Annotated in this window: 22 protein-coding genes; 18 read left to right on the forward strand and 4 right to left on the reverse strand. The window is 68.6% G+C overall.

Features of this window, described 5'->3' with window-relative positions; all coding sequences use genetic code 11:
- The first annotated feature begins 244 nt into the window (after window positions 1–244).
- From ACQEVY_RS27765 to ACQEVY_RS27780, 4 genes are all read left to right on the forward strand, one after another.
- The gene (locus ACQEVY_RS27765; protein ID WP_432952143.1) at window positions 245–3,235 is read left to right on the forward strand and encodes a BTAD domain-containing putative transcriptional regulator; all 2,991 of its coding nucleotides are present in this window, start codon (window positions 245–247) and stop codon (window positions 3,233–3,235) included.
- A 189-nt stretch (window positions 3,236–3,424) separates the two neighbouring features.
- The gene (locus ACQEVY_RS27770; RefSeq protein ID WP_432955428.1) at window positions 3,425–4,090 is read left to right on the forward strand and encodes a prepilin peptidase; all 666 of its coding nucleotides are present in this window, start codon (window positions 3,425–3,427) and stop codon (window positions 4,088–4,090) included.
- Window positions 4,091–4,160: 70 nt separating this feature from the next.
- Complete coding sequence (gene mqnC, locus ACQEVY_RS27775) at window positions 4,161–5,360, forward strand: cyclic dehypoxanthinyl futalosine synthase (RefSeq protein ID WP_432952144.1); 1,200 nt, start codon at window positions 4,161–4,163, stop codon at window positions 5,358–5,360.
- A 17-nt stretch (window positions 5,361–5,377) separates the two neighbouring features.
- Entirely contained in the window at window positions 5,378–5,830 is a 453-nt protein-coding gene (locus ACQEVY_RS27780) for an imidazolonepropionase-like domain-containing protein (protein WP_432952145.1), read from the forward strand.
- Window positions 5,831–5,833: 3 nt separating this feature from the next.
- Here the strand turns inward: ACQEVY_RS27780 and ACQEVY_RS27785 are convergent, their stop codons facing one another.
- Window positions 5,834–6,907 carry a hydrolase gene (locus tag ACQEVY_RS27785; protein ID WP_432952146.1) on the reverse strand — a complete coding sequence of 358 codons (1,074 nt, stop codon included), beginning with the start codon at window positions 6,905–6,907 and terminating at the stop codon, window positions 5,834–5,836.
- Between the two features lie 127 nt (window positions 6,908–7,034).
- On the opposite strand from ACQEVY_RS27785, the gene ACQEVY_RS27790 reads away from it, so the two are divergent.
- A complete protein-coding gene (locus tag ACQEVY_RS27790; RefSeq protein ID WP_432952147.1) occupies window positions 7,035–7,730 on the forward strand; it encodes a demethylmenaquinone methyltransferase in 696 nt (231 codons plus the stop codon).
- Between the two features lie 135 nt (window positions 7,731–7,865).
- Here ACQEVY_RS27790 and ACQEVY_RS27795 read toward each other — a convergent pair whose 3' ends face one another.
- Window positions 7,866–8,204: a PASTA domain-containing protein gene (locus ACQEVY_RS27795; RefSeq protein WP_432952148.1), complete on the reverse strand. Its 339-nt coding sequence runs from the start codon at window positions 8,202–8,204 to the stop codon at window positions 7,866–7,868.
- Between the two features lie 159 nt (window positions 8,205–8,363).
- The gene (locus tag ACQEVY_RS27800; protein ID WP_432952149.1) at window positions 8,364–8,870 is read right to left on the reverse strand and encodes a GNAT family N-acetyltransferase; all 507 of its coding nucleotides are present in this window, start codon (window positions 8,868–8,870) and stop codon (window positions 8,364–8,366) included.
- A 98-nt stretch (window positions 8,871–8,968) separates the two neighbouring features.
- On the opposite strand from ACQEVY_RS27800, the gene ACQEVY_RS27805 reads away from it, so the two are divergent.
- Entirely contained in the window at window positions 8,969–10,273 is a 1,305-nt protein-coding gene (locus ACQEVY_RS27805) for a geranylgeranyl reductase family protein (protein ID WP_432952150.1), read from the forward strand.
- Between the two features lie 147 nt (window positions 10,274–10,420).
- Here ACQEVY_RS27805 and ACQEVY_RS27810 read toward each other — a convergent pair whose 3' ends face one another.
- Window positions 10,421–11,263: a C40 family peptidase gene (locus ACQEVY_RS27810; protein WP_432952151.1), complete on the reverse strand. Its 843-nt coding sequence runs from the start codon at window positions 11,261–11,263 to the stop codon at window positions 10,421–10,423.
- Window positions 11,264–12,074: 811 nt separating this feature from the next.
- Here ACQEVY_RS27810 and ACQEVY_RS27815 point away from each other — a divergent pair.
- From ACQEVY_RS27815 to nuoL, 12 genes are read left to right on the forward strand one after another with little or no spacing between them, the layout of a single operon-like run.
- Window positions 12,075–12,434 (forward strand): NADH-quinone oxidoreductase subunit A, encoded by a 360-nt coding sequence (locus ACQEVY_RS27815; protein ID WP_033319564.1) that lies wholly within the window; start codon window positions 12,075–12,077, stop codon window positions 12,432–12,434.
- Window positions 12,435–12,466: 32 nt separating this feature from the next.
- Window positions 12,467–13,021 (forward strand): NuoB/complex I 20 kDa subunit family protein, encoded by a 555-nt coding sequence (locus ACQEVY_RS27820; protein ID WP_010041554.1) that lies wholly within the window; start codon window positions 12,467–12,469, stop codon window positions 13,019–13,021.
- Complete coding sequence (locus ACQEVY_RS27825) at window positions 13,018–13,761, forward strand: NADH-quinone oxidoreductase subunit C (RefSeq protein WP_432952152.1); 744 nt, start codon at window positions 13,018–13,020, stop codon at window positions 13,759–13,761. The genes ACQEVY_RS27820 and ACQEVY_RS27825 overlap by 4 nt, the downstream gene beginning before the upstream one ends.
- Window positions 13,762–13,813: 52 nt before the next feature.
- Window positions 13,814–15,136, forward strand: a complete 1,323-nt coding sequence (locus ACQEVY_RS27830) for an NADH-quinone oxidoreductase subunit D (RefSeq protein ID WP_432952153.1) — start codon at window positions 13,814–13,816, stop codon at window positions 15,134–15,136.
- 50 nt (window positions 15,137–15,186) lie between these two features.
- Window positions 15,187–15,993, forward strand: a complete 807-nt coding sequence (gene nuoE / locus ACQEVY_RS27835) for an NADH-quinone oxidoreductase subunit NuoE (protein ID WP_432955429.1) — start codon at window positions 15,187–15,189, stop codon at window positions 15,991–15,993.
- Window positions 15,990–17,348 (forward strand): NADH-quinone oxidoreductase subunit NuoF, encoded by a 1,359-nt coding sequence (gene nuoF, locus ACQEVY_RS27840; RefSeq protein WP_432952154.1) that lies wholly within the window; start codon window positions 15,990–15,992, stop codon window positions 17,346–17,348. Before nuoE ends, nuoF begins: the two co-directional genes overlap by 4 nt.
- Window positions 17,345–19,849: an NADH-quinone oxidoreductase subunit G gene (locus ACQEVY_RS27845; RefSeq protein WP_432952155.1), complete on the forward strand. Its 2,505-nt coding sequence runs from the start codon at window positions 17,345–17,347 to the stop codon at window positions 19,847–19,849. Before nuoF ends, ACQEVY_RS27845 begins: the two co-directional genes overlap by 4 nt.
- Window positions 19,846–21,243, forward strand: a complete 1,398-nt coding sequence (gene nuoH / locus ACQEVY_RS27850) for an NADH-quinone oxidoreductase subunit NuoH (protein ID WP_432952156.1) — start codon at window positions 19,846–19,848, stop codon at window positions 21,241–21,243. The genes ACQEVY_RS27845 and nuoH overlap by 4 nt, the downstream gene beginning before the upstream one ends.
- Window positions 21,236–21,877: an NADH-quinone oxidoreductase subunit NuoI gene (gene nuoI / locus ACQEVY_RS27855; RefSeq protein ID WP_432952157.1), complete on the forward strand. Its 642-nt coding sequence runs from the start codon at window positions 21,236–21,238 to the stop codon at window positions 21,875–21,877. The genes nuoH and nuoI overlap by 8 nt, the downstream gene beginning before the upstream one ends.
- Entirely contained in the window at window positions 21,874–22,683 is an 810-nt protein-coding gene (locus ACQEVY_RS27860; RefSeq protein ID WP_432952158.1) for an NADH-quinone oxidoreductase subunit J, read from the forward strand. Before nuoI ends, ACQEVY_RS27860 begins: the two co-directional genes overlap by 4 nt.
- Window positions 22,680–22,979: an NADH-quinone oxidoreductase subunit NuoK gene (nuoK, locus tag ACQEVY_RS27865; RefSeq protein WP_033319573.1), complete on the forward strand. Its 300-nt coding sequence runs from the start codon at window positions 22,680–22,682 to the stop codon at window positions 22,977–22,979. Before ACQEVY_RS27860 ends, nuoK begins: the two co-directional genes overlap by 4 nt.
- A gap of 14 nt (window positions 22,980–22,993) precedes the next feature.
- Entirely contained in the window at window positions 22,994–24,940 is a 1,947-nt protein-coding gene (gene nuoL / locus ACQEVY_RS27870; protein ID WP_432952159.1) for an NADH-quinone oxidoreductase subunit L, read from the forward strand.
- Window position 24,941 lies beyond the last annotated feature (1 nt).

Genomic DNA, 24,941 nt, shown 5'->3' on the forward strand with positions numbered 1-24,941 from the left:
TGAACTCCCCCTGTGTCAGGCGTCTCTGGCGTGTGCAACAGAGAACGAAGCTATCAGGGGCAAGTGGCGTGTATCGAAGCGGCGATGGGGGATTGTGTGGGGATCGTGAGATGTGTGACGTGACAGTTGCGAAGTGGCTCACATCCCGGATGTGGTGCGGGCTTTCGACACCCTCCTTAAGATCTCAGTAGGCTCAGTACACCCCCGCACGCCTCCCTCCACACACGACATCAGGACACCCGCCATGGCGCGACGCACCACTTCCAGCTCGACGGGCAGTTCGCCGGGTCCGAGGAATCGGACGCCGCAGCCATTGCCTCGACGGCGGCGTACGTTCGGGGACTTCGTGAAGGCGTTCTTTGCCTTTATTGCCCTGATTGTGCTGTTGGTGGGGGTGCCAGGAGCGCTGGCCACGCAGATGGGGTGGCCGCTGCCGAGCGGGATGCCGAGTCTGGACTGGCTGCAGCAGCCGATCACGGCCGGCACCTTTCTGAACGTCCTGACTGTTGTCGTCTGGTTCGCCTGGGCCCAGTTCACCGCGTGCGTACTCGTCGAAATGAAGGCCGCCCTCTCCGGCGTCGGAGTGCCGAACCGGGTGCCCGGAGCCGGGCCGAGCCAGTTGCTCGCGCGGCAGCTCGTCGCCGCGTTGCTGCTGGTCGGCGCTACCGCGGCCAGCTTCGCGCCCGGGCTCTCGCAGCTCGGGCAGCAGGTGCAGGAGAACCAGCGGCCCACCGTCGCCGCCGCCCAGCAGACGCCCGCCGGCCTGCTCGGGCAGCAGGAACAGGCCGCCTCCAGCGCCGCCGCCGCGCTCGCCGAGCAGGCCGCGAACGCCGCGCACGCCGCCGAGAGCGGCAGCACCGCCGACAGCGGCGACACGAAGTACTACCGGATCCAGCCGCCCGAGGGACGCCATCACGACTCCCTCTGGGAGATCGCCGAGCGGCACCTCGGGGACGGGCGGCGGTACAAGGAGATCTACCAGCTCAACAAGGACCGCGCGCAGCCCGACGGTTCGCGGCTCTCCGAGGCCAGCCTCATCCGGCCCGGCTGGATCCTGCAGATGCCCGGCGACGCCCGCGGCGGCGACCTCGTCGAGATGCCCGACGAGGCCCCGGAGGTGTCGAAGGAGGTCCAGCAGCAGATCTCCGACTACTCCCAGACCGGGAGCGCGGAACAGCGGGGGAGTGGACAGCGGGGCGGCAGTGGAAGTGGCAGTGGCAGCGGGGCCGTTGATCATGACACCGCTCAGATTTCCGTTCCCGAGCAGCGGCCCGCTCCGGACCAAGGACAGCAGGGCCAAGGCCGGCAGGGGCACGAGCACGCCACCTCCGCCTCCGACGACGGTGGCTTCGGGCTACCGCAGGCCCTCCTCGGGGCGCCGCTCCTCGCCGCCGGGCTCCTCGGTGCGCTCGGGCGCCGGCGCCGTCAGGCCCTGTGGCAGTCGGCCCTCGCCGCCGTCGGGGGGCGGCGCGGCATGCTGGAGCCGCCGACGCCCACCGGTACGGCCGCCGATGCGCAGGACGCGCTGCTCGTGGGGGCCGACCCCGAGGGCGTACGACTTCTTGACCGGTCGTTGCGCGGACTGGCCGCTTCGCTCGCGGAGGAGTCGCGGCCGTTGCCGACCGTGTACGCGGCCTGGATGAGCAACGGAGATTTGCACCTGCAACTGGCGCAGCCTGCCGGAAGGCCGCCGGTGCCGTGGCAGCTCGGGCAGGACCAGACGTTCTGGATGCTGGCGCGAGCGGACGCCGAGCGGTACGAGGACACCGACACGGCAGCCCCGTACCCCGGACTCGTCAGCCTCGGCACGATGGACGACTCGCGGCTGCTGCTCAACCTGGAGTCCGTGCCCGGCATCGTCTCGCTGAGCGGCAGCGAGGAGGACCGGGCGGGCGTATTTGCCTCCGTGGCCGCCGAGTTGGCGACCAACGGCTGGTCCGACCGCATGACGATCACGCTCGTCGGCTTCGGGGAGGATCTGACGCCTCTCGCGCCCAACCGGCTGCGCCACCTCGACGACATCGAGGCGCTCATCGAGACCATGGAGGCGGAGACCCGGCAGCGGCGCGGCGCGCTCGGTGCCGCCGGTCACGACTCCGTCCTCACGGGGCGTACGGGGCCCGCGCAGCACACCCGTTGGGCCCCACATCTCGTACTCCTCGCCGCCCAACCGTCCGCCGAGGACGCGGTCAAGCTCGCCGAACTCGCTTCCGACGCCAGCCGGTTGGGCATCGGCTATCTCGTCGGTACGGAGTCGGGGGATCTGCCCGGCGCCGCCTGGGAGATGGAGATCACCGGCGAGGGCAAGCTGCTCGCGCCGCTCCTCGGGCTCGAACTCGACGCGCAACTGCTGCCGGTGGCCCAACAGCGCGCCGTCGTCGAGCTGTTCGTCGAGGCGGACCCCGAGCGCGAGCCGAACGGTCCCGCCGCCGATCCGCCGTTCCTCGTCGACATCAGCGAACAGGGGCGACCGGCGGTGTACGCGCGACTCGTCGGCCCGTACGAGATCATCGGCCTCGATACGCCGGACGGTGAGCGGAGTCCGCTGCTGCACGAGGCGTTGGCGTTGCTGCTGCTGCACCGGGAGGGTGTCCATCCTCGGGTGCTCTCGTCCGCGCTGTGGCCCCGAGGGGTCACGGAGGATGTGCGGGACGCGCTCGTCGAGCGGCTGCGGGCGTGGCTGGGCAATGATCCGGACGGTACGCCGCGGCTCGGTACCGACTCGACGGGGCGGCTCAAGCTGGCGAAGTCCGTGGTGTCCGACCTTGATGTGCTGCGGTCGCTGTACCACGAGGCGACTCAGGGGCGTGGGGTCGACAGCCGGGCTGTGCGGGGGCGGTTGCTGACCGATGCGCTTGTGTTGGTGCGGGGGCCGTTGTTGGCCGAGCGGCCGGCGGGGCGGTATGGGTGGCTCACCCACGAGATCATTGATGCGCAACTGCCCTTGCTCGTTGCCGATATTGGGCTGGCGTTGTCGGCGTTCCATCTTGAGAAGGGGCGGGCGGGGAAGGCCATTGAGGCGCTGAACGCTGCGCTTGGCTCCGCGCCTGGGGATGAGCGGTTGTGGCATGAGTTGCTTCGGGCTACTCATGCCACCGGGGATGCTGCGCAGCTTCAGCGGCTTGCGGCGGATCTCGTTTCGCGGAGTGGGGCTCGGGGGCTGCCGCCTCGGACTGAGGCCTTGTTGGATGAGTTGCTGCCCTCTTGGCGTAGTGGTGTTGCGGCCGTTGGGTGAGCAGTTGCCCAGAGCTTGTGGCTGTGCCCACCCGTTCCGCCCTGCGGAACGTATGCCCACAGCGGTGGCGGAACGATTGCCCACAGCGGTTGCGGCGGCGGGTCGCCCGCCCACAGCGGTAGCGGCTAGGAGCCTTGCGTGGAACTCGTGTTGATCCTCGGTGCCGCCCTCTGGGGTGCGCTCGCCGGGATGCTCGTGCCCCGCGCTGCCTATCGGCTTTCCGTCGAGCCCGAGGAGGAGTGGCGGGGCCAGTGTCCGGATGGGCACGTCATCAGCGGGTGGATCGGGTGGGCTCGGTGTGCGGGGCGGGCTTATGGGCCCAGTACGCCGCTCGTTGTTGTTGCCACCTCGTTTGTCTGCGCTGCTCTTGCCGCTGCTACCGGTGCTCGGCCCGAGTTGGGCGTATGGCTGTTGGTTGCGCCTCTGGGGGTGTTGCTTACCCTCGTCGACTTCTCTGTGCATCGGCTGCCCGATGTGGTGAATCTGCCGGTGGCTGTCACCGTGTTGGGGCTGCTGGGGGTTGTGGCGCTAGTGCCGGAGAACGGCGGTGACTGGACCGGTGCGCTGCTCGGTGGGCTTGCGTATGCCGGGTGGTTCTTTGTCTGTTTTCTTATCAATCCGAACTGGGTGGCCTTCGGGGACGTGAAGGTCGGGATCTGGCTGGGGGCCGTCCTCGGCTGGTACGGGTGGGCCGTGCTCATCCTCGGGGCCTTTGCCGGGTTCTTTCTGGCGGGGTTCTACGCGGTCGGGCTCGTCGTTACGCGCAGGGGTGGGCGTAAGACCGCGGTGCCGTACGGGCCCTTCCTCATCGGCGGTGCCTTTGTGGGCACGCTCATCGGGGCGTACGCGGCCTGACGCGAACTGCCGCAAGGGGCTGGCGTACGCTGGATCAGTCCGTCCACACCCTGTCGAAAGGGACCGCCCGGTGACCGAGAACGCCGACCTTCAGTCCGTCCTCGACCGTGCCGCCGAGGGTGGGCGGATCACCCCGGAGGAGGCGCTCGACCTCTACCGGGACGCCCCGCTGCACGCGCTGGGCGCCGCCGCCGATGCCGTACGCCGCCGCCGGTACGCCGGTACCGAGCACATCGCGACGTACATCATCGAGCGCAACATCAACTACACGAACGTATGCGTCACGGCCTGCAAGTTCTGCGCCTTCTACGCGCCGCCGAAGGCCGTCGACAAGGGCTGGACGCGCGATCTCGACGACATCCTGCGCCGCTGCGCGGAGACCGTCGAACTCGGCGGTACGCAGATCATGTTCCAGGGCGGGCACCACCCGGACTACGGCGTGGAGTACTACGAGGAGCACTTCGCCGCCATCAAGGCCGCGTACCCGCAGCTCGTCATCCACTCCCTGGGGGCGTCGGAGGTCGAGCACATGGCCCGTATCTCCAAGGTGAGTGTGGAAGAGGCCATCTCGCGGATTCACGCCGCCGGGCTCGACTCCTTCGCCGGCGCCGGTGCCGAACTGCTGCCCGCGCGGCCGCGCAAGGCGATCGCCCCGCTGAAGGAGAGCGGTGAGCGCTGGCTGGAGATCATGGAGACCGCCCACCGGCTGGGCGTGGAGTCCACCTCCACCATGCTCATGGGTACGGGCGAGACCAACGCCGAGCGCATCGAGCACCTGCGGATGATCCGTGACGTACAGGACCGGACGGGCGGCTTCCGGGCCTTCATCCCGTACACGTACCAGCCCGAGAACAACCACCTCAAGGGCCGTACACAGGCGACGATCTTCGAGTACCTGCGCATGATCGCCATCGCGCGGCTGTTCATGGACAACATCGCCCACATCCAGGGGTCCTGGCTCACCACCGGCAAGGAGGTCGGCCAGCTGTCGCTGCACTACGGGGCGGACGACCTCGGTTCGATCATGCTGGAGGAGAACGTCGTCTCGTCGGCCGGTGCCAAGCATCGCTCCAACCGGCTCGAGATCATCGACCTGATCCGCAAGGCGGGCCGCGTCCCGGCCCAGCGCGCGACGACATACGAGCACCTCGTCGTGCACGACGACCCGGCGAACGATCCCGTCGACGAGCGGGTCCAGTCGCACATCTCGTCCACGGCGATCGCGGGCGGCACGGCCCACCCGGAGCTGAAGCTCCTTGCCTCCAACTAGCCCCAACTAGCCTTCCTGTGCTGACGATTCACGCTGCGGATGAGCTCCGTCACGCCTGGGACGACTCCGTTCCGGTGAAGGACGGGGCCGTCGTGGTGGAGGGGACTCGGGTTGCGGCGACGGGGCCGCTAGCGGACCTCCAGGAACGTTTCCCGGGCGCTCGTGTACGGCGGTGGTCCGGAGTGCTCGGGCCCGCCCTCGTCCACGAGGGGCCGCTGCCCGAAGCGCCGACGCCTCGGGAACGGCTGCATGCGGTGCTGAAGCTCGGCGCGGTGGCGGTTCTGGAGGAGTACGCCGGTACGGCCGAACTCCGGGCCGCGGCCGAGCGTAACGACGTCTTCGTGCTCGTGAGCGCGGCACGACGGCCCGCGATCGTCGACACCGGCCGCGCCGACCTCGCCGTCTTCGACGAGACCGGCGCGTGTGTCGCGACCGTTTGCGCGGGGCGGCTGGTGCACCGGCGGAGGTAGCGGTCAGCTCGAGAACGCCTTCGCGAACTCGCCCGCCTGCTGCTTCACCCCGCTGCAGTCCGTCTGCGCGACGTTCCGCTTCGCCTTGCCGGGTGCGCACTGGCGGTCGCGGGCCGCCGCCCACATCGACACCCACGCGATGTCCTTCTTCTCGGCGAACGAGCGGACTTGGGCCGCATCGGACACCGTGAACGTCTCGTTGTCGACGTCGTTGACGCCGATCATCGGGGTGAGGGCGAGGCCCTTCCAGGCGGCCTCGGGCGAGAGGCCGAAGATCTTCCTGAGCTGGCCGTGGGTCGCCTTGGCCGCCTTGATCGCGTACGTGCCCATGTCATCGTCGTACGAACTGCCGTAGTTCATCGTCATGATGTTGACCGCGGAGACCTTCACGCCGCCGGCTTTCGCGGACTTCAGCACGGCCCGGCTGTCCTTGTTGAGGCCGTGCGGCATCACGGGCAGCGTGAAGGACACCCGGATCTCCGGGCGTTGCCGCTGGAGCAGGGCGATGGCCTTGGAGCGCAGCGCCACCGACTTGGAGTCGGACAACGGCGGGCCCTCGATGTCGAAGTCGGCCTCCGTCGCACCGGCGGCGTCGAGCGCGGCCGCGTAGGCACCGGCCAGCTTGGGGACGCTCTTGCAGGTCGTGGCCAGCTCCTTGCCGGAGGCGCCGCCGAAGGAGACCCGCACGCTGCGTCCGGACGACTTCAGCGCCGAGATCCGGGACTTCACCGACGCCTTGCTGATGCCGTACTTGCCCCACGTCGGCGTGCAGCCGCCGCGGCCCGCGATCACGAAGGCCAGGTTGTACGACGACGCGGAGCCCGCCGATTCGTTGCCGGAGGCCGCGGTGGCGCTGACGTACGGGGCGAACGCGGGCCCCGGTAAGGGGGTTTCCGGCGGCGACTGTGACGGCGTATCCGGTGACTCCGGCGTGTCCGGCGAGGTCTCCGCGGGAGGTGCGGGCGTTCTGGGAAGCGTGGGGGCCGCTTGGGAGGGCGACGGGTCCGAGGAGCACCCCGTACAGGTCAGCGCCGTCGCGAAGACAAGCCCGGCAGCCGGTTTCAGAAGACTCTTCATTGCACATCCACCTCTCGTGTGAGGTACGGCGGGGGACGGGCAACGTCTCACCGGCGGCGGCGTCGATCCGGGCCCGGCCGGGCAGGCCGGGCGTCCCGGCTCTGCCCTCGGCTGCCACAATGGGCGCGTGACCCGCGCTTCCCTGAACAAGCAGCCGCACGAAGTCGCCTCGATGTTCGACGACGTGGCGGAACGGTACGACCTGACGAACGACGTGCTGTCACTCGGCCAGGACCGGCGGTGGCGCAAAGAAGTCGCCAAGGCGGTGGACGCGCGGCCCGCGCAGAAGGTGCTGGACCTGGCGGCGGGTACGGCCACCTCGTCCCTGCCCTTCGTACGGACCGGGGCGTACGTCGTGCCGTGCGACTTCTCGCTCGGGATGCTCCGGGTCGGCAAGCGGAACCACCCCTGGCTGCCGCTGACGGCGGGCGACGCGACGAGGCTGCCCTTCAAGAACGACACCTTCGACGCGGTGACGATCTCCTTCGGCCTGCGGAACGTCCAGGACACGGACGCGGCGCTGCGCGAGCTGTACCGGGTGACGAGGCCGGGCGGACGCGTGGTGATCTGCGAGTTCTCGCACCCGACTTGGGCGCCCTTCCGCACCGTATACACGGAGTACCTGATGCGCGCGCTGCCCCCGGTCGCGAGGACGGTCTCCTCCAACCCCGACGCGTACGTCTACCTCGCCGAGTCCATCCGCGCCTGGCCCGACCAGCCCGCACTGGCCGAACGCCTGCGCAAGGCCGGCTGGTCGAGGGTGGCGTGGAGGAACCTCACGGGCGGGGTTGTGGCACTGCACCGGGGCTTCAAGCAGAGCTGAGCGGGCGAAATTCGGTGTTGCACCGCGCCCCTAAGAAGGAGGCCGCAGGCCTTCCTTTTAGGGGCGCGGGGAACTGCGCGACAAGCCACGACGGAGCCGCAGCTTCGAAACCGCCTTACTCCCGCGGCGCGCTTGTCACCGCAACACCTCGAACGGGTCGCCCGGTTCATCGAGTTCGCGGTACAAGCCCCCCGAAGGCGGGTGAGGGAGCCGCGGCTCCCGAACCCCCGAACCTCCGCCGCCCTCCCCCTCACCGAAGTCGAACCACACAGTGACGACGGCACCGCGTGGCACCTCGGTGCCGGGCAGCGGGTACTGGCGTACGACGTAGTCGACGACGGTCAGGTGGAAGTCGGGCCGGTCCGGCGCGGCGAGCATCACGCCACGCGCCTCGGCCGTCTCGCGCGCGTCCACGGCCATCAGGCCGACGAGCCGCGGTACACGCACATCGGGTGGTTTGCGCACAGACGTCACCCCCAGCGGTACCGGAAGAGTAAGCCCTGCCGCGCGCCGCCGGAAGCCGGGCGCCGCCCTAAGGCGTCACCCGGCCCGGAGGCCGACCCGGAAGGCGTTACACCCGGCCCTGGAGGGCGTCACGGGTCTCGCAGGCCGACCCGGAAGCCGTCACCGGTCTCAGAGGTCCAGCCGGTAGCAGTGGCCCACCTGCTGCGAGTTCGGCGACGTGAACCTCTCGGAGAGAGTCATTCCGAGGCGTCTGGTCACCGCGATGGAGCGCTCGTTGCGGGAGTTGACCATCGCCACCACGCTGGGGACGCCCGCCGTCCGCAGCCGGTCGAGCGTGCTCCACGCCGCCGTGGTCACGTACCCCTTGCCCCAGTACGCCCGTCCGAGCCGCCAGCCGATCTCGATCTCGCCCTTCGGGCCCCAGTCGTGCGGCCACGGCTGGGCGCCCGTGAAGCCGATGACGTCGTCCTGCTCGTCGAGCATGGTCCAGAAGCAGAAGCCGTACTCGGCGTCGTGCCGGCGCTGCCGCGCGGTCAGCTCCTCGTAGACGGACAGCTCGGCCGGCTTTCCGCCGTGGAACTCCATCACGTCCGGGTCGTCGAAGATCCGGTGCCAGGCGATCGCGTCCTCGTCGGTGGGGACGCGCAGTCGTACCACGGGGGAAGGTCGGTTCATGGAGCGGCCCTTCAGCAGGGTGATCAGTACCGCTGAATAGACTGCCCATGTCCAGTGCCCGTCGGCACGTTGATTTCGAGTCTTGGGGAGACCCCGCCGTGACCGAGTCCCAGCCCCTCTCCGAACACACCGCTGATGTGATCGTCGTCGGGGCCGGGCCAGCCGGTTCCACCACCGCGTACTACCTGGCGAAGGCCGGGCTCGATGTCCTGCTCCTCGAGAAGACGGCGTTTCCGCGCGAAAAGGTCTGCGGTGACGGGCTGACGCCCCGCGCGACCAAGCAGCTTGTCTCGATGGGCATCGACATCTCCGAGGAAGCGGGCTGGCTCCGGAACAAGGGGCTTCGCATCATCGGCGGCGGTGTCCGCCTCCAACTGGACTGGCCGGATCTCGCCGCATACCCCGACTACGGACTCGTACGGAAGCGGGACGACTTCGACGAGCAACTGGCGCGCCAGGCGCAGAAGGCGGGCGCGCGGCTGTACGAGCGCTGCAATGTGGGCGCCCCGATCCTCGACGACCGTACGGGCCGCATCACCGGCGTGCGCGCGAAGCTCGGTGACGTCGACTCGAAGGAGAAGCGCGAGGTCACGTTTCACGCGCCACTGGTCGTGGCGGCCGACGGTAACTCGACCCGGCTGTCCCTCGCCATGGGTCTGCATCGGCGCGACGACCGGCCGATGGGCGTCGCGGTGCGTACGTACTTCACGTCCCCGCGCCACGAGGACGACTACCTGGAGTCCTGGCTGGAGCTGTGGGACCGGCGCGGACCGGGCGAGGACCGGCTGCTGCCCGGCTACGGCTGGATCTTCGGCATGGGAGACGGCACCTCGAACGTCGGCCTGGGCGTCCTCAACACCTCTTCCTCCTTCAAGGAGCTGGACTGGCGTGAGGTCCTGAAGGCCTGGTGCGCGTCGATGCCGGAGGAATGGGGTTACACCCCGGACAACATGACGATCCCGATCCGCGGCGCCGCCCTCCCCATGGCCTTCAACCGCCAGCCGCACTACACGAAGGGCCTGTTGCTCGTCGGCGACGCGGGCGGCATGGTGAACCCCTTCAACGGCGAGGGCATCGCGTACGCCATGGAGTCCGGCCAGATCGCCGCCGACGTCATCGTCCAGGCGCACGCCCGCGCGACCCCCGCCCAGCGTGAACTCGCCCTCCAGCGCTACCCGAAGGTCCTCAAGGACACCTACGGCGGCTACTACAACCTCGGGCGCGCCTTCGTGAAGCTCATCGGCAACCCGAAGGTCATGAAGATCGCGACGCAGCGCGGACTGACGCACCCCGTGCTGATGAAGTTCACGCTGAAGATGCTCGCCAACCTGACGGACCCGACGGGCGGCGACGCGATGGACCGCATCATCAACGGGCTGAGCAAGGTGGCGCCCAAGGCGTGACCCGCCGCCCACGCGCACCCAAGGCGTGACTCCTGCACGCGCGACTCCTACGCGCTGAGGGCCGCTTCCCCCGATGGGGAAGCGGCCCTTCACGTTGCGCGACCGGAGCGGTTCAGAGAGGACCCCCGGGTCCGGTCGGAGTCGGAGTCAGAGGACGCGTACCGCGCCGCTCGCCGGGTAGCCCGACAGGTCCTGGATGACGACGCCCTTGCTGGGGTTCGCCGCGTCCAGGTACTGGCCCCCACCGATGTAGACACCCGTGTGGTACGCCGAGCCCTTGCCGCCCCAGTACAGGATGTCGCCGACCTGGATGTCGGACAGCGGGACGTCGGTCCCGACCGTCGACTGGTCCTGCGAGACGCGCGGGAGGTCCACGCCGACCTGCTTGAACGCGGCCTGGACCAGGCTGGAGCAGTCCCAGGCGTTGGGGCCGGTGGCGCCCATGACGTAGGCGTCGCCGACCTGAGCCTTGAGGAAGCTGATGACCGTACCGACGCTGCCGCTGGCCGGGGCCGGGACATCGGTCTCGGAGCTCGACGAGGCAGAGGAGCTGAGGGTGGTCCGCTCGGCGGCCCTGGAGGCGGCGGCCTCCGCGGCGGCCCTGCGCTCGGCCTCGGCCTTCTTCTTGGCCTCCGCCTTCTTCTTCGCCTCGGCGAGGTCGGCCTTGGCCTGCTTGGCCGCGTTGGCGGCGGCCGCGTCACGCTCGGCCAGCAGCTCGTAGTCGGCCGCGGCCTGCTGGGTGGCGGCCGCGGACTCGGCCACGGTCGCGGACAGGTCGGCCGTGAGCGTGGGCAGCTCGATCGTCTGGGTCACGGGCTCGGACGCGTTCGCCGATCCGGCCGCAGCTCCCACTGCCAGGGTGCTGAGGACGCCACCGGCAACTCCGGCGCGCATCGCGAGCTTCGAACTGCTGCGAGGCCGGGGCTTCCGGTGGCTGGGTATGTGAGCGGTGTGGGACATGAGTCCAACCGGTATCAGGGGCTCCTCCATATCTTCAAGAAACGTGTGGTGCGCCACAGTTGTTCAATGGGCCGCCAAATTCCCGGGCGTGGCGTTCTTTATTGACGCCGTAGCGGGCAAAGCGGACACCGCTCAACTGGCCCGTGAGCAAGGTCTTTTCGCATTACGTCCGAATTGCCCACCACTTACCACCCGTTGGGACCGATGGCCAAGCCCCGCTTATCGGCCCAGGCTTCGAGTGTGACGCAGGTCACGGAACGGCCACTGTGGCGGATACGCCGTGTGTGCTGACCGGAGTGCGACGAGCCTTGTGTCTCGTTCGGGTCTCAAGTTCGTGTTCTGCTCGTGAACGGATGCACGTGCTCACGCCCGTCCACACCGGCGAGCCAACTTCCCCCGAAGTGTGAACGAGTTCCCCTACCAAGCGTTGATGTCCAGGGCCAATTTGCTTGTGCGTGCCGCCGCTTGGTAAAGGGCTGCACCGCCGGACCTGCGTTAACGAGCGAAATTGTCACTTCTGGTGATCACTTGGACGCTTCTTGCGTGAAGATCGGCTCGCCTCTGGCTGCATGATCCAATGCCAGGTGGTGGAGATCACAAAGGCGTTGTCGTACCCCGTGTCGCAGATCACAGACCGGCAGGCATAAGATGCGTGGCAGTTGGGCTTGTGACCTGCTTCACATGTACGCGATCTTCGTGAAGCCGCACGGGGCTTGCGAGTCTCGTGAAGCCGACGGAGCCTGTGAGCTTCGTGGGGCGGGTGAAGTCCGACGAACCTCCCCAGCCTCCGGCCGGGGGGACCCCGCAAGCAGTCAATGCCGACTGAGAGGAGCGAGGAGCGGTGAACGCGTATGCGCCCATCCTCGTACTGGGAGCCCTCGGGGCAGGCTTTGCGATCTTCTCCGTGGTCATGGCCACGCTTATCGGTCCAAAGCGGTACAACCGGGCCAAGCTCGAGGCCTACGAGTGCGGTATCGAACCGACCCCCACGCCGGCCGGCGGTGGGCGGTTCCCCATCAAGTACTACCTGACGGCGATGCTCTTCATCATTTTCGATATCGAGATCGTCTTCCTCTATCCCTGGGCCGTCACCTTCGACGCCCTTGGGGTATTCGGGCTCGTGGAGATGCTGCTCTTCGTGCTCACCGTCTTCGTCGCGTACGCGTACGTATGGCGGCGCGGCGGCCTGGAATGGGACTGAACCCCGGATAGGGCACAGAGGAGCCACTGAGCATGGGACTCGAAGAAAAGCTGCCGAGCGGCTTCCTGCTGACCACCGTCGAGCAGGCCGCCGGCTGGGTGCGCAAGTCGTCCGTCTTTCCCGCCACCTTCGGCCTCGCCTGCTGCGCCATCGAGATGATGACGACGGGCGCCGGCCGCTACGACCTGGCGCGCTTCGGCATGGAGGTCTTCCGCGGCTCACCGCGCCAGGCCGACCTGATGATCGTCGCCGGACGCGTCAGCCAGAAGATGGCACCGGTGCTGCGGCAGGTCTATGACCAGATGCCGAACCCCAAGTGGGTGATCTCCATGGGGGTCTGTGCGTCGTCCGGCGGGATGTTCAACAACTACGCGATCGTGCAGGGCGTCGATCACATCGTCCCTGTCGACATCTATCTGCCCGGCTGTCCGCCACGGCCCGAGATGCTGATGGACGCGATTCTCAAGCTGCACCAGAAGATCCAGACCTCGAAGCTCGGCGTGAACGCCGAGGAGGCGGCCCGCGAGGCGGAGGAAGCGGCGCTCAAGGCGCTCCCCACCATCGAGATGAAGGGCCTGCTGCGGTGAGCGACGCGAACGGCACGAACGGGGTCAACCCCGAGAAGGACCTCAGCGCCGCCAACCTCCCCGGCCGGCGAGGCGAGGCGGGCGAGGAAATCCGCGTCCAGCGCGGCATGTTCGGCGCCGACAACGGCGGCGACACCTCCGGCTACGGCGGCCTGGTCCGCTCCGTCCGGCTGCCCGGGCCCGCCACCCGGCCGTACGGCGGCTGGTTCGACGAGGTCGCCGACGAGCTGGAGGGCGCCCTGGAGGAACAGGGCCTCGTCCCCGAGAACGCCATCGAGAAGACGGTCGTCGACCGCGACGAGATCACCTTCCACATCGAGCGCGAGCACCTGGTCCGCGTCGCACAGACACTGCGCGACGACCCGGCGCTCCGCTTCGAGCTGTGCACGGGGGTGAGCGGCGTCCACTACCCCGGCGACAAGGGGCGCGAGCTGCATGCCGTCTACCACCTGCGCTCGATCACCCACAACCGGCTGATCCGCCTCGAAGTCAGCGCCCCGGACGGTGATCCGCACATCCCGTCCCTGGTCTCCGTCTATCCGACGAACGACTGGCACGAGCGCGAGACGTACGACTTCTTCGGCATCGTCTTCGACGGCCACCCGGCCCTGACGCGGATCATGATGCCGGACGACTGGCAGGGCTTCCCGCAGCGCAAGGACTACCCCCTCGGCGGCATCCCCGTCGAGTACAAGGGCGCCCAGATCCCCGCCCCGGACCAGCGGAGGTCCTACTCATGAGCGCCCACCCGTCGCCCGACCACCACCCCTCAACGACTCCCTTCGGGAGGCTGTGATGACCAGTGCCGCATCCGCCCGCGAGACCACGGAAGGCACCGTCTACACGGTCACCGGCGGCGACTGGGACGAGGTCGTCCAGACCGCGGCCCGGGCCGACGACGAGCGCATCGTCGTCAACATGGGCCCGCAGCACCCGTCCACCCACGGCGTGCTCCGGCTGATCCTGGAGATCGACGGCGAGACGGTCACCGAAGCCCGCTGCGGAATCGGTTATCTGCACACCGGCATCGAGAAGAACCTCGAGTTCCGTACGTGGACGCAGGGCACGACCTTTGTGACGCGCATGGACTACCTGACCTCGTTCTTCAACGAGACCGGGTACTGCCTCGCCGTCGAGAAGCTCCTCGGCATCGAGGACCAGGTCCCCGACCGCGCCTCCATCATCCGCGTGCTCCTGATGGAGCTGAACCGGCTCTCCTCGCACCTGGTGTGCATCGCCACCGGCGGCATGGAACTCGGCGCCACCACGATCATGATCTACGGCTTCCGTGATCGTGAACTCGTTCTCGACATCTACGAGTTGATCACCGGCCTGCGCATGAACCACGCGTACATCCGGCCCGGCGGCCTCGCCCAGGACCTGCCTCCGGGCGCGGTGGACCAGATCCGCGAGTTCGTGAAGAAGATGAAGAAGAACCTTCCCGAGTACGACAAGCTCGCCACCGGGAACCCCGTCTTCAAGGCCCGTATGCAGGACATCGGCTATCTCGACCTGGCCGGCTGCATGGCCCTCGGCGCCACCGGCCCGATCCTGCGCTCGGCCGGCCTCCCGCACGACCTGCGCAAGGCGCAGCCGTACTGCGGCTACGAGACGTACGACTTCGACGTCCCGACCGCCGACACCTGCGACGCGTACGGGCGCTTCCTGATCCGCCTGGAGGAGATGCGCCAGTCGCTGCGGATCATCGAGCAGTGCCTGGACCGGCTGGAGCCCGGCCCGGTCATGGTCGCCGACAAGAAGATCGCCTGGCCCGCACAGCTGGCCCTCGGCCCGGACGGACTGGGCAACTCCCTCGACCACATCAAGCAGATCATGGGCACCTCCATGGAGTCCCTGATCCACCACTTCAAGCTGGTGACCGAGGGCTTCAGGGTCCCGCCCGGCCAGGCGTACGCCGCCGTCGAGTCGCCCAAGGGCGAACTCGGGGTGCATGTCGTGTCCGACGGCGGCACCCGCCCCTACCGGGTCCACTACCGCGACCCGTCCTTCACCAATCTGCAGGCCATGGCGGCGATGTGCGAGGGCGGCCAGGTCGCCGACGTCATCGTCGCCGTCGCGTCCATCGACCCCGTGATGGGAGGCGTCGACCGGTGACCACCACTCCTTCCGAGCAGGGCGTACAGGCACAGGGTGTCAGCCTGGGCATGCCCCAACTGCCCGCGCCCGACTACCCGGACGACGTTCGAGCCCGGCTCGAGGCCGACGCGCGCGAGGTCATCGCCCGCTACCCGGACTCCCGGTCCGCCCTCCTGCCGTTGCTGCATCTCGTGCAGTCGGAGGAGGGCCATGTGACGCGCACCGGCATGCAGTTCTGCGCCGACATGCTGGACCTGACCACGGCCGAGGTCACCGCGGTCGCCACCTTCTACACCATGTACCGGCGCAAGCCCTCCGGTGACTATCAGGTGGGCGTCTGCACCAACACCCTGTGCGCGGTGATGGGCGGCGACGCGATCTTCGAGGCCCTCCAGGACCACCTCGGTGTCGGCAACGGCGAGACCACCGACGACGGCAAGGTCACCCTGGAGCACATCGAGTGCAACGCGGCCTGCGATTTCGCCCCGGTCGTGATGGTCAACTGGGAGTTCTTCGATAACCAGACCGTGGACACCGCGAAGCGCCTCGTGGACGACCTGCGGGCGGGTGCACAGGTCGAACCGACGCGCGGGGCCCCCTTGTGCACGTTCAAGGAGACCGCACGGGTCCTGGCCGGCTTCCCCGACGAGCGCCCCGGAGCCGTCGAGGCGGGCGGCAGCGCGGGACCGGCCTCACTGATCGGCCTCCGGCTGGCAAAGGGCGAGATGACTCCCGCGCGCGTGGTGCACCCGCGGGGCTCCGGTCCGCAGGACCAGCCGCCCGCCGAGCACCTCAGCTCGCACGACGCGCCGCAGCGAACCTCGGCCTCCGACCCCGCGCACCCCGCGGGCCCGGTCTCCGAGGAGGGGGAGTGATGACCTTGGCAGCCGAGATCAAAGACACCGGCCCGGAGAAGCTGCTCGCACCCGTGCTGTCGGCCTTCTGGGACGAGGACAAGTCCTGGACGCTGGACGTGTACCGAAGGCACGAGGGGTACGAGGGGCTCCGCAAGGCGCTGGCCATGTCGCCGGACGACCTCATCGCGTACGTGAAGGACTCCGGTCTGCGCGGACGCGGCGGCGCGGGATTCCCCACGGGCATGAAGTGGCAGTTCATCCCGCAGGGTGATGGCAAGCCTCATTATCTAGTTGTCAACGCCGACGAATCAGAACCGGGCACCTGTAAGGACATCCCGCTTCTCTTCGCGAACCCGCATAGCCTCATCGAGGGCATCGTGATCGCCTGTTACGCGATCCGTTCTTCGCATGCCTTCATCTATCTGCGCGGTGAAGTTGTCCCCGTGCTGAGGCGGCTGCACGAGGCAGTACGGGAGGCGTATGCGGCGGGATACCTCGGCGAGAACGTCCTGGGCAGCGGACTCGACCTCCAGGTCACCGTGCACGCGGGCGCGGGCGCGTACATCTGCGGTGAGGAGACCGCACTGCTCGACTCGCTCGAGGGCCGCCGTGGCCAGCCGCGACTTCGTCCCCCCTTTCCTGCTGTCGCGGGGCTCTACGCGTGCCCGACTGTGGTGAATAACGTCGAGTCGATCGCGTCAGTTCCCGCGATTCTCCACAAAGGCAAAGAATGGTTCCGATCGATGGGGAGCGAGAAGTCCCCGGGCTTCACGCTCTACTCGCTCAGCGGCCATGTCGCCCGTCCCGGCCAGTACGAGGCCCCGCTCGGCATCACGCTGCGCCAACTGCTCGACATGAGCGGCGGGATGCGGCCCGGCCATCGGCTCAAGTTCTGGACGCCGGGCGGCTCTTCGACCCCGATGTTCACCGACGAGCACCTCGACGTCCCTCTTGATTACGAAGGAGTGGGTGCCGCGGGTTCCATGCTCGGCACCAAAGCTCTGCAGTGCTTCGACGAGACGACGTGTGTCGTGCGGGCGGTGACGCGGTGGACGGAGTTCTACGCCCATGAGTCCTGCGGCAAGTGCACGCCCTGCCGCGAAGGGACGTACTGGCTCGTGCAGTTGCTGCGCGACATCGAGGCCGGCAAGGGCGTCATGTCCGACCTCGACAAGCTGAACGACATCGCCGACAACATCAACGGCAAGTCCTTCTGCGCCCTCGGCGACGGCGCCGCCTCGCCGATCTTCTCCTCCCTCAAGTACTTCCGCGAGGAGTACGAGGAGCACATCACGGGCCGGGGCTGCCCCTTCGACCCGGCCAAGTCCACGGCCTGGGCCGACAAGGACAAGCACGCGGAGGTGAACGCATGACTGTGACCACGAGCGCTCCCTCCGGGGGCGGGGAGGCGGCGGTTCCGCCGGAAGATCTCGTCTCGCTGACCATCGACGGCATCGAGATCAGCGTGCCCAAGGGCACCCTGGTCATCCGCGCCGCAGAACAGCTCGGCATCGAGATCCCCCGCTTCTGCGACCACCCGCTTCTCGACCCGGCCGGCGCCTGCCGTCAGTGCATCGTCGAGGTCGAGGGCCAGCGCAAGCCCATGGCGTCCTGCACGATCACCTGCACGGACGGGATGGTCGTCAAGACCCATCTCACCTCTCCTGTCGCCGAGAAGGCCCAGAAGGGTGTGATGGAGCTCCTGCTCATCAACCACCCGCTGGACTGCCCGGTCTGCGACAAGGGCGGCGAGTGCCCCCTGCAGAACCAGGCCATGTCGCACGGCAACGCCGAGTCCCGCTTCGAGGGCAAGAAGCGGACGTTCGAGAAGCCCGTCCCGATCTCCCCCCAGGTGCTGCTCGACCGTGAGCGGTGCGTGCTGTGCGCCCGGTGCACCCGGTTCAGCAACCAGGTCGCGGGCGACCCGATGATCGAGCTGCTCGAACGGGGCGCACTCCAGCAGGTCGGCACCGGAGAGGGCGATCCTTTCGAGTCGTACTTCTCCGGGAACACCATCCAGATCTGCCCGGTGGGCGCGCTGACATCGGCGGCGTACCGCTTCCGCTCGCGCCCCTTCGACCTCGTCTCCTCGCCTTCGGTTTGCGAGCACTGCTCCGGAGGCTGCGCCACCCGTACCGACCACCGGCGCGGCAAGGTCATGCGGCGGCTCGCGGCTCCCGACCCTGAGGTCAACGAGGAGTGGATGTGCGACAAGGGACGGTTCGGCTTCCGGTACGCGCAGCAGCGGGACCGTCTGACGACGCCTCTGGTGCGCGGCGAATCCGGTGAGCTGGAGCCCGCCTCGTGGCCCGAGGCCCTTGCGGCGGCGGCCGAGGGGCTGTTGGCGGCCCGCTCCAGGACCGGTGTCCTGACCGGCGGCCGGCTCACCGTCGAAGACGCCTACGCGTACAGCAAGTTCGCGCGCGTGGCCCTCGACACGAACGACATCGACTTCCGCGCGCGCGTGCACAGCGGCGAGGAGGCCGCCTTCCTGGCCGCCCGGGTCGCCGGACACGGCCGGGACCTCGACGGTACGGGCGTCACGTACACCTCCCTGGAGAAGGCGCCCGCCGTCCTGCTCGTCGGCATCGAGGCCGAGGAGGAGGTGCCCGGCGTCTTCCTGCGGCTGCGCAAGGCCTGGCGGGGGCACGGACAGAAGACGTTCGCGCTCGCCACGCACGCGACCCGCGGACTGGAGAAGGCGGGCGGCACGCTGCTGCCCGCCGCGCCCGGCACCGAGACCGAGTGGCTGGACGCCCTCGCCTCCGGCGTCGGCCTGGAGGGCGACGGCGCGACGGCCTCCGAGGCCTTGCGCGCCGAGGGTGCCGTGATCGTCGTAGGGGAGCGGCTGGCCGCCGTGGCGGGCGGGCTCACCGCCGCCGTACGGGCCGCCTCCGCGACCGGTGCCGAACTGGTGTGGATCCCGCGCCGGGCCGGGGAGCGCGGCGCCATCGAGGCGGGCGCGCTGCCCTCGCTGCTGCCGGGCGGGCGTCCGGCCACCGACTCGCGCGCACGGGTCGAGGTCGCCGCCGCCTGGGGCGTCTCCGAACTCCCGCTCCGGGACGGACGTGACACCGGCCAGATCGTCGAGGCCGCCGCCACCGGTGAGCTGGCCGCGCTCGTCGTGGCCGGCGTCGAGGTCGCGGACCTGCCCGATCCGGCACGCGCGCGTGCGGCACTTTCCGAAGTGGGCTTCCTGGTGTCGCTCGAACTGCGCCCCAGTGAGGTCACCGAGCACGCGGATGTCGTACTCCCCGTCGCCGCCGTCGCGGAGAAGGCGGGCACCTTCCTCAACTGGGAGGGCCGGGCGCGGTCCTTCGAGGCGGCGCTCAAGCCCGACCAGATGACCCGCCGGCTGGCACCGACCGACGGACGCGTCCTGCAGATGCTCGCGGACGCCATGGACGTACACCTGGGGCTGCCCGATCTGCGCACCGCGCGCGTGGAGCTCGACCGGCTCGGCGCCTGGGACGGTGCGCGGGCCACCGAGCCCCTGGAGACAGGAGCCCAACTGCCGCGCCCCGCCGCCGGGGAGGCAGTCCTCGCCGGGCACCGGCTGCTGCTCGACCAAGGCCGCCTCCAGGAGGGCGACGAGGCGCTCGCCGGGACGCGGCATGCCGCACGCGCGCGCGTGTCGGCCGCCACGGCAGCCGAGGCCGGCGTCAAGGAAGGCGACGCGCTGGCCGTGACCGGCCCCTCCGGAGTGGTCGAATTCCCGCTGCAGATCACGGAGATGCCCGACCGCGTGGTGTGGCTCCCGCTGAACTCCGCCGGAGGAGGCGTCGCCTCCGACACCGGCGCGATCCCCGGTGACCTCGTCCGCATCGGCCCGGCGACGCTCGCCCCCGAGGCCCCCAAGGAGGTGAAGGCATGACTCCGGACCTCACCGCGGCGTCGTACCTCGCGGCTGAAGACCTCTCCATGTTCGGCCGCGACCCCTGGTGGCTGGTCGTCATCAAGGCGGTCTTCTGCTTCGCCTTCCTGATGTTGACCGTGCTCTTCTCCATCGTGTGGGAGCGCAAGGTCGTCGCCTGGATGCAGCTGCGCATCGGCCCCAACCGGCACGGCCCCTGGGGCATGCTCCAGTCGCTCGCCGACGGCATGAAGCTGATGCTCAAGGAAGACGTCATCGTCAAGCGCGCGGACAAGGTGGTCTACGTTCTCGCGCCGATCGTCGCCGCGATCCCGGCCTTCATGGCGATCGCGGTGATCCCCTTCGGGCCGGCCGGCAACGAGATCTCGATCTTCGGCCAGCGCACCACGATGCAGCTCACCGACCTGCCGATCGCGATGCTCTACATCCTCGCGGTCGCCTCGGTGGGCATCTACGGGATCGTGCTGGCGGGTTGGAGTTCTGGATCCACCTATCCGCTGCTGGGCGGTCTGCGCTCCTGCGCGCAGATGATCTCGTACGAGATCGCCATGGGCGCCGCCTTCGCTTCGGTGTTCCTGTACTCCGGCTCCATGTCGACGTCGGAGATCGTCGCTCAGCAGCAGGACCGCTGGTACATCATCCTGCTGCCGGTGTCGTTCCTGATCTACATCGTGACGATGGTCGGCGAGACCAACCGCGCGCCGTTCGACATGCCGGAGTCCGAGGGCGACCTGGTCGGCGGCTTCAACACCGAGTACTCGTCCATCAAGTTCGCGATGTTCATGCTCGCCGAGTACGTGAACATGGTGACGGTCTCGGCGGTCTCCGTGACGCTCTTCCTGGGCGGCTGGCGGGCCCCATGGCCGGTCAGCACCTTCTGGGAGGGCGCCAACCACGGCTGGTGGCCGATGCTCTGGTTCGTGGTGAAGGTGCAGCTGCTGCTGTTCTTCTTCATCTGGCTGCGCGGCACTCTGCCCCGCGTCCGCTACGACCAGCTGATGAAGCTCGGCTGGAAGGTCCTCATCCCGGTCTCCGTGGTGTGGCTGATGCTCGTGGCGACCGTACGGACGCTGCGCAACGAGAATTACGGCTTCGCCGACATCGCCCTCTACGTCGGCGGAGCGGTCCTCTTCCTGTTGCTGCTCTCGTTCGTCGTGGACATGTTCCGCGACCGGAAGTCCGCCAAGGAGGCGGAGGAGGCGCCCGCCGAGGCCGCCGCCTTCGACCCGATGGCGGGCGGATTCCCCGTACCACCGCTGCCGGGACAGACGCTGCCACCGGTGCCGAGGCGAAGCCCGCGCCGGGAGCGGGAGTTGATTGTCAGTGGTGGGGTCGATACTGCCAGTGACGGAACCGATGGACCTCGTGACGGAAAGGAGGCGTCCGATGGCTGATGAGCAGAAGGAGACCAAACCCGGTTTCCAGAACCCCGTCGCAGGCTTCGGCGTGACCTTCAAGGCCATGTTCAAGAAGCGGCTGACCGAGCAGTACCCCGAAGAGAAGAAGACCACCGCCCCGCGATTCCACGGCCGGCACCAGCTCAACCGCCATCCGGACGGCCTGGAGAAGTGCATCGGCTGCGAGCTGTGCGCCTGGGCCTGCCCGGCGGATGCCATCTATGTGGAGGGCGCGGACAACACCGAGGAGGAGCGCTACTCCCCGGGCGAGCGGTACGGCCGCGTCTACCAGATCAACTACGCCCGCTGCATCCTGTGCGGGCTGTGCATCGAGGCGTGCCCCACGCGCGCGTTGACGATGACGAACGAGTTCGAGCTGGCCGACAGCAGCCGCGCCAACCTCATCTACACCAAGGAGCAGCTGCTCGCCGGTCTCGACGAGGGCATGGTCGACACTCCGCACGCGATCTTCCCCGGGACGGACGAGCAGGACTATTACCGGGGCCTGGTCACGGAGGCCGCTCCGGGTACGGAGCGTCAGGTGGCCCTCTCCAAGGGCGAGGTGCCGCAGGAGGCCGCCTCGACCTTCGGCGAGGACGAGCCGGCATCGGAGAAGGTGATCGGCCGATGACGGATCTCGCGGCCTACACCACCTCCACCGGAGAGGCCTTCCAGTTCTGGGTCCTCGGCACCATCGCCGTGATCGGTGCCCTGTGCACCGTCTTCATGAAGAAGGCCGTGCACAGCGCGCTCTGCCTCGCCGGAACCATGATCATCCTGGCGGTGTTCTATCTCGCCAACGGCGCGTACTTCCTGGGCATCGTGCAGGTCGTCGTCTACACCGGCGCGATCATGATGCTGTTCCTCTTCGTGGTCATGCTCGTCGGCGTCACCGCCGCCGACTCCTTGAAGGAGACCATCAAGGGGCAGCGCTGGCTGGCCCTCCTGTGCGGTCTCGGCTTCGGCATCCTGCTCTGCGCGGGAATCGGCAACGCCTCGCTGAACGAGTTCAACGGCCTGGGCCAGGCCAACGCCGGTGGGAACGTCGAGGGTCTCGCCGCCCTCATCTTCACGAAGTACGTCTTCGCCTTCGAGCTCACCGGCGCCCTGCTCATCACGGCCGCCGTCGGCGCCATGGTGCTCACGCACCGGGAGCGCACCGAGCGGGCCAAGACCCAGCGCGAGCTGGCCGAGGAGCGCGTACGGGAAGGCAAGCAGCTCCCGCCGCTGCCCGCCCCCGGCGTCTACGCCCGGCACAACGCGGTGGACATCGCGGGCCTCCTCCCGGACGGCACCGCGTCCGAACTCACCGTCATCAAGACGCTGCGGGAGCGCGGCCAGATCCGCGATGTGTCTAACGAGGCGATCAATGACCTCAAGGCCCTGGAGCAGCGCGCGGAGGAACGGCTCGGCCGGGAAGAGGAGGCCACGAAGTGAATCCCGTCAACTACCTCTACCTCGCCGCCCTGTTGTTCACGATCGGCGCCTCCGGCGTCCTGATCAGGCGGAACGCGATCGTGGTGTTCATGTGCGTCGAGCTCATGCTCAACGCCTGCAATCTCGCGCTCGTGGCCTTCTCCCGGATGCACGGCAATCTCGACGGCCAGATCATCGCCTTCTTCACGATGGTCGTCGCCGCCGCGGAGGTCGTGGTCGGGCTCGCGATCATCGTGTCCCTGTTCCGTTCCCGCCACTCGGCCTCGGTCGACGACGCCAGCCTGATGAAGCTCTGAGGGGTCGCTGAATCGTGGAGAACCTGATTGCGCTGCTGGTAGCGGCGCCTCTGCTCGGAGCGGCCGTACTGCTGTGCGGTGGCCGGCGGCTCGATGCCGTCGGCCACTGGATCGGCACCGTCCTCGCGGCCGCCTCCTTCGTGATCGGCGCGATCCTCTTCGCCGACATGCTCGGAAAGGGCGCGGAAGAACGGGAGATGACCCAGCACCTGTTCAGCTGGGTCCCCGTGGAGAGCTTCCAGGCGGACGTCGCCTTCCAGCTCGACCAGCTGTCGATGACGTTCGTCCTGCTGATCAGCGGCGTCGGCTCGCTGATCCACGTGTACTCGATCGGGTACATGGAGCACGACGAGCGGCGCCGCCGCTTCTTCGGCTATCTGAACCTGTTCCTCGCGGCGATGCTGCTGCTCGTCCTCGCCGACAACTACCTGCTGCTGTACGTCGGCTGGGAGGGCGTCGGCCTCGCCTCGTACCTGCTGATCGGCTTCTGGCAGCACAAGCCCAGCGCTGCCACGGCCGCGAAGAAGGCCTTCCTGGTCAACCGCGTCGGCGACATGGGCCTCTCGATCGCGATCATGCTGATGTTCGCCTGGTTCGGCACCTTCGCCTTCGGGCCCGTGCTGGAGGCGACGGGCGAGACGAGCGAGGGCAAGCTCACCGCCATCGGCCTGATGCTGCTGCTCGCCGCCTGCGGCAAGTCCGCCCAGGTGCCGCTGCAGTCCTGGCTCGGGGACGCGATGGAGGGCCCGACTCCGGTCTCGGCCCTCATCCACGCCGCGACGATGGTGACCGCGGGCGTGTACCTGATCGTGCGCTCCGGCGAGATCTTCAACGCCGCGCCGGACGCCCAGCTGGCCGTCACCGTCGTCGGCGCCGTCACGCTCCTGTTCGGTGCGATCGTCGGTTGCGCGAAGGACGACATCAAGAAGGCGCTGGCCGGCTCGACCATGTCGCAGATCGGCTACATGATTCTTGCCGCGGGCCTCGGCCCCATCGGCTACGCCTTCGCGATCATGCACCTGGTGACGCATGGCTTCTTCAAGGCCGGGCTCTTCCTCGGCGCCGGTTCGGTCATGCACGGCATGAACGACGAGGTCGACATGAGGAAGTACGGCGGCCTCAGGAAGTACATGCCGGTCACCTTCGTCACCTTCGGCCTCGGCTACCTCGCCATCATCGGCTTCCCCGGTCTGTCCGGCTTCTTCTCCAAGGACAAGATCATCGAGGCTGCCTTCGCCAAGGGCGGCACCGAGGGCTGGATCCTCGGGGGTTGTGCGCTCTTGGGCGCGGCCATCACCGCGTACTACATGACGCGCGTGATGCTGATGACGTTCTTCGGAGAGGAGCGCTGGCGGCACGCTCCGACGCCGTCCCCGGCCGAACCCAGCGTGGAGCCGGCTGCCGAGACGCACGGCGAGCACGCTGAACCGCATCCGCACGAGTCGCCCAGTTCCATGACGATCCCCATGATCGTGCTGGCCTTCGGGTCGGTCTTCGCGGGCGCGTTCTTCGGTATCGGCGACCGGTTCGTGCACTGGCTGGAGCCCGTCACCGACCACGCGCACGGGCACCCGCCGGTCAGCGCACTGACGGTCACCCTCTCCACGGTGGCCGTGATGGTCATCGGCGTCGGCGTCGCCTACGCCCAGTACGGGCGCCGTCCCGTGCCCGTCGTCGCCCCGCGCGGCTCCCTGCTCACCCGGGCCGCCCGGCGCGACCTCCTCCAGGACGACTTCAACCACGTCGTCCTCGTACGCGGCGGAGAGCACCTCACACGCTCCCTGGTGTACGTCGACCACACCCTGGTCGACGGGGTCGTCAACGGCACGGCGGCCTCGATGGGCGGCCTCTCCGGACGGCTGCGCAGGCTGCAGAACGGCTTCGCGCGCTCGTACGCGGTCTCGATGTTCGGCGGTGCGGCGGTCCTCATCGCCGCGACCCTGCTGATGAGGGCGGTCTGAT

Source organism: Streptomyces sp. CA-288835 (assembly GCF_050936385.1).
Classification (GTDB): domain Bacteria; phylum Actinomycetota; class Actinomycetes; order Streptomycetales; family Streptomycetaceae; genus Streptomyces.

What these genes read in the sequence shown, in the direction of transcription:
- ACQEVY_RS27765 (WP_432952143.1), top strand. Translation starts at nt 245, where the DNA reads ATGGCGCGACGCACCACTTCCAGCTCGACGGGCAGTTCGCCGGGTCCG.
- ACQEVY_RS27770 (WP_432955428.1), top strand. Translation starts at nt 3,425, where the DNA reads ATGCTCGTGCCCCGCGCTGCCTATCGGCTTTCCGTCGAGCCCGAGGAG.
- ACQEVY_RS27785 (WP_432952146.1), bottom strand. Translation starts at nt 6,907, where the DNA reads ATGAAGAGTCTTCTGAAACCGGCTGCCGGGCTTGTCTTCGCGACGGCG.
- ACQEVY_RS27800 (WP_432952149.1), bottom strand. Translation starts at nt 8,870, where the DNA reads ATGAACCGACCTTCCCCCGTGGTACGACTGCGCGTCCCCACCGACGAG.
- ACQEVY_RS27810 (WP_432952151.1), bottom strand. Translation starts at nt 11,263, where the DNA reads ATGGAGGAGCCCCTGATACCGGTTGGACTCATGTCCCACACCGCTCAC.
- ACQEVY_RS27820 (WP_010041554.1), top strand. Translation starts at nt 12,467, where the DNA reads ATGGGACTCGAAGAAAAGCTGCCGAGCGGCTTCCTGCTGACCACCGTC.
- nuoE (WP_432955429.1), top strand. Translation starts at nt 15,187, where the DNA reads ATGCCCCAACTGCCCGCGCCCGACTACCCGGACGACGTTCGAGCCCGG.
- ACQEVY_RS27845 (WP_432952155.1), top strand. Translation starts at nt 17,345, where the DNA reads ATGACTGTGACCACGAGCGCTCCCTCCGGGGGCGGGGAGGCGGCGGTT.
- nuoH (WP_432952156.1), top strand. Translation starts at nt 19,846, where the DNA reads ATGACTCCGGACCTCACCGCGGCGTCGTACCTCGCGGCTGAAGACCTC.
- nuoI (WP_432952157.1), top strand. Translation starts at nt 21,236, where the DNA reads ATGGCTGATGAGCAGAAGGAGACCAAACCCGGTTTCCAGAACCCCGTC.
- ACQEVY_RS27860 (WP_432952158.1), top strand. Translation starts at nt 21,874, where the DNA reads ATGACGGATCTCGCGGCCTACACCACCTCCACCGGAGAGGCCTTCCAG.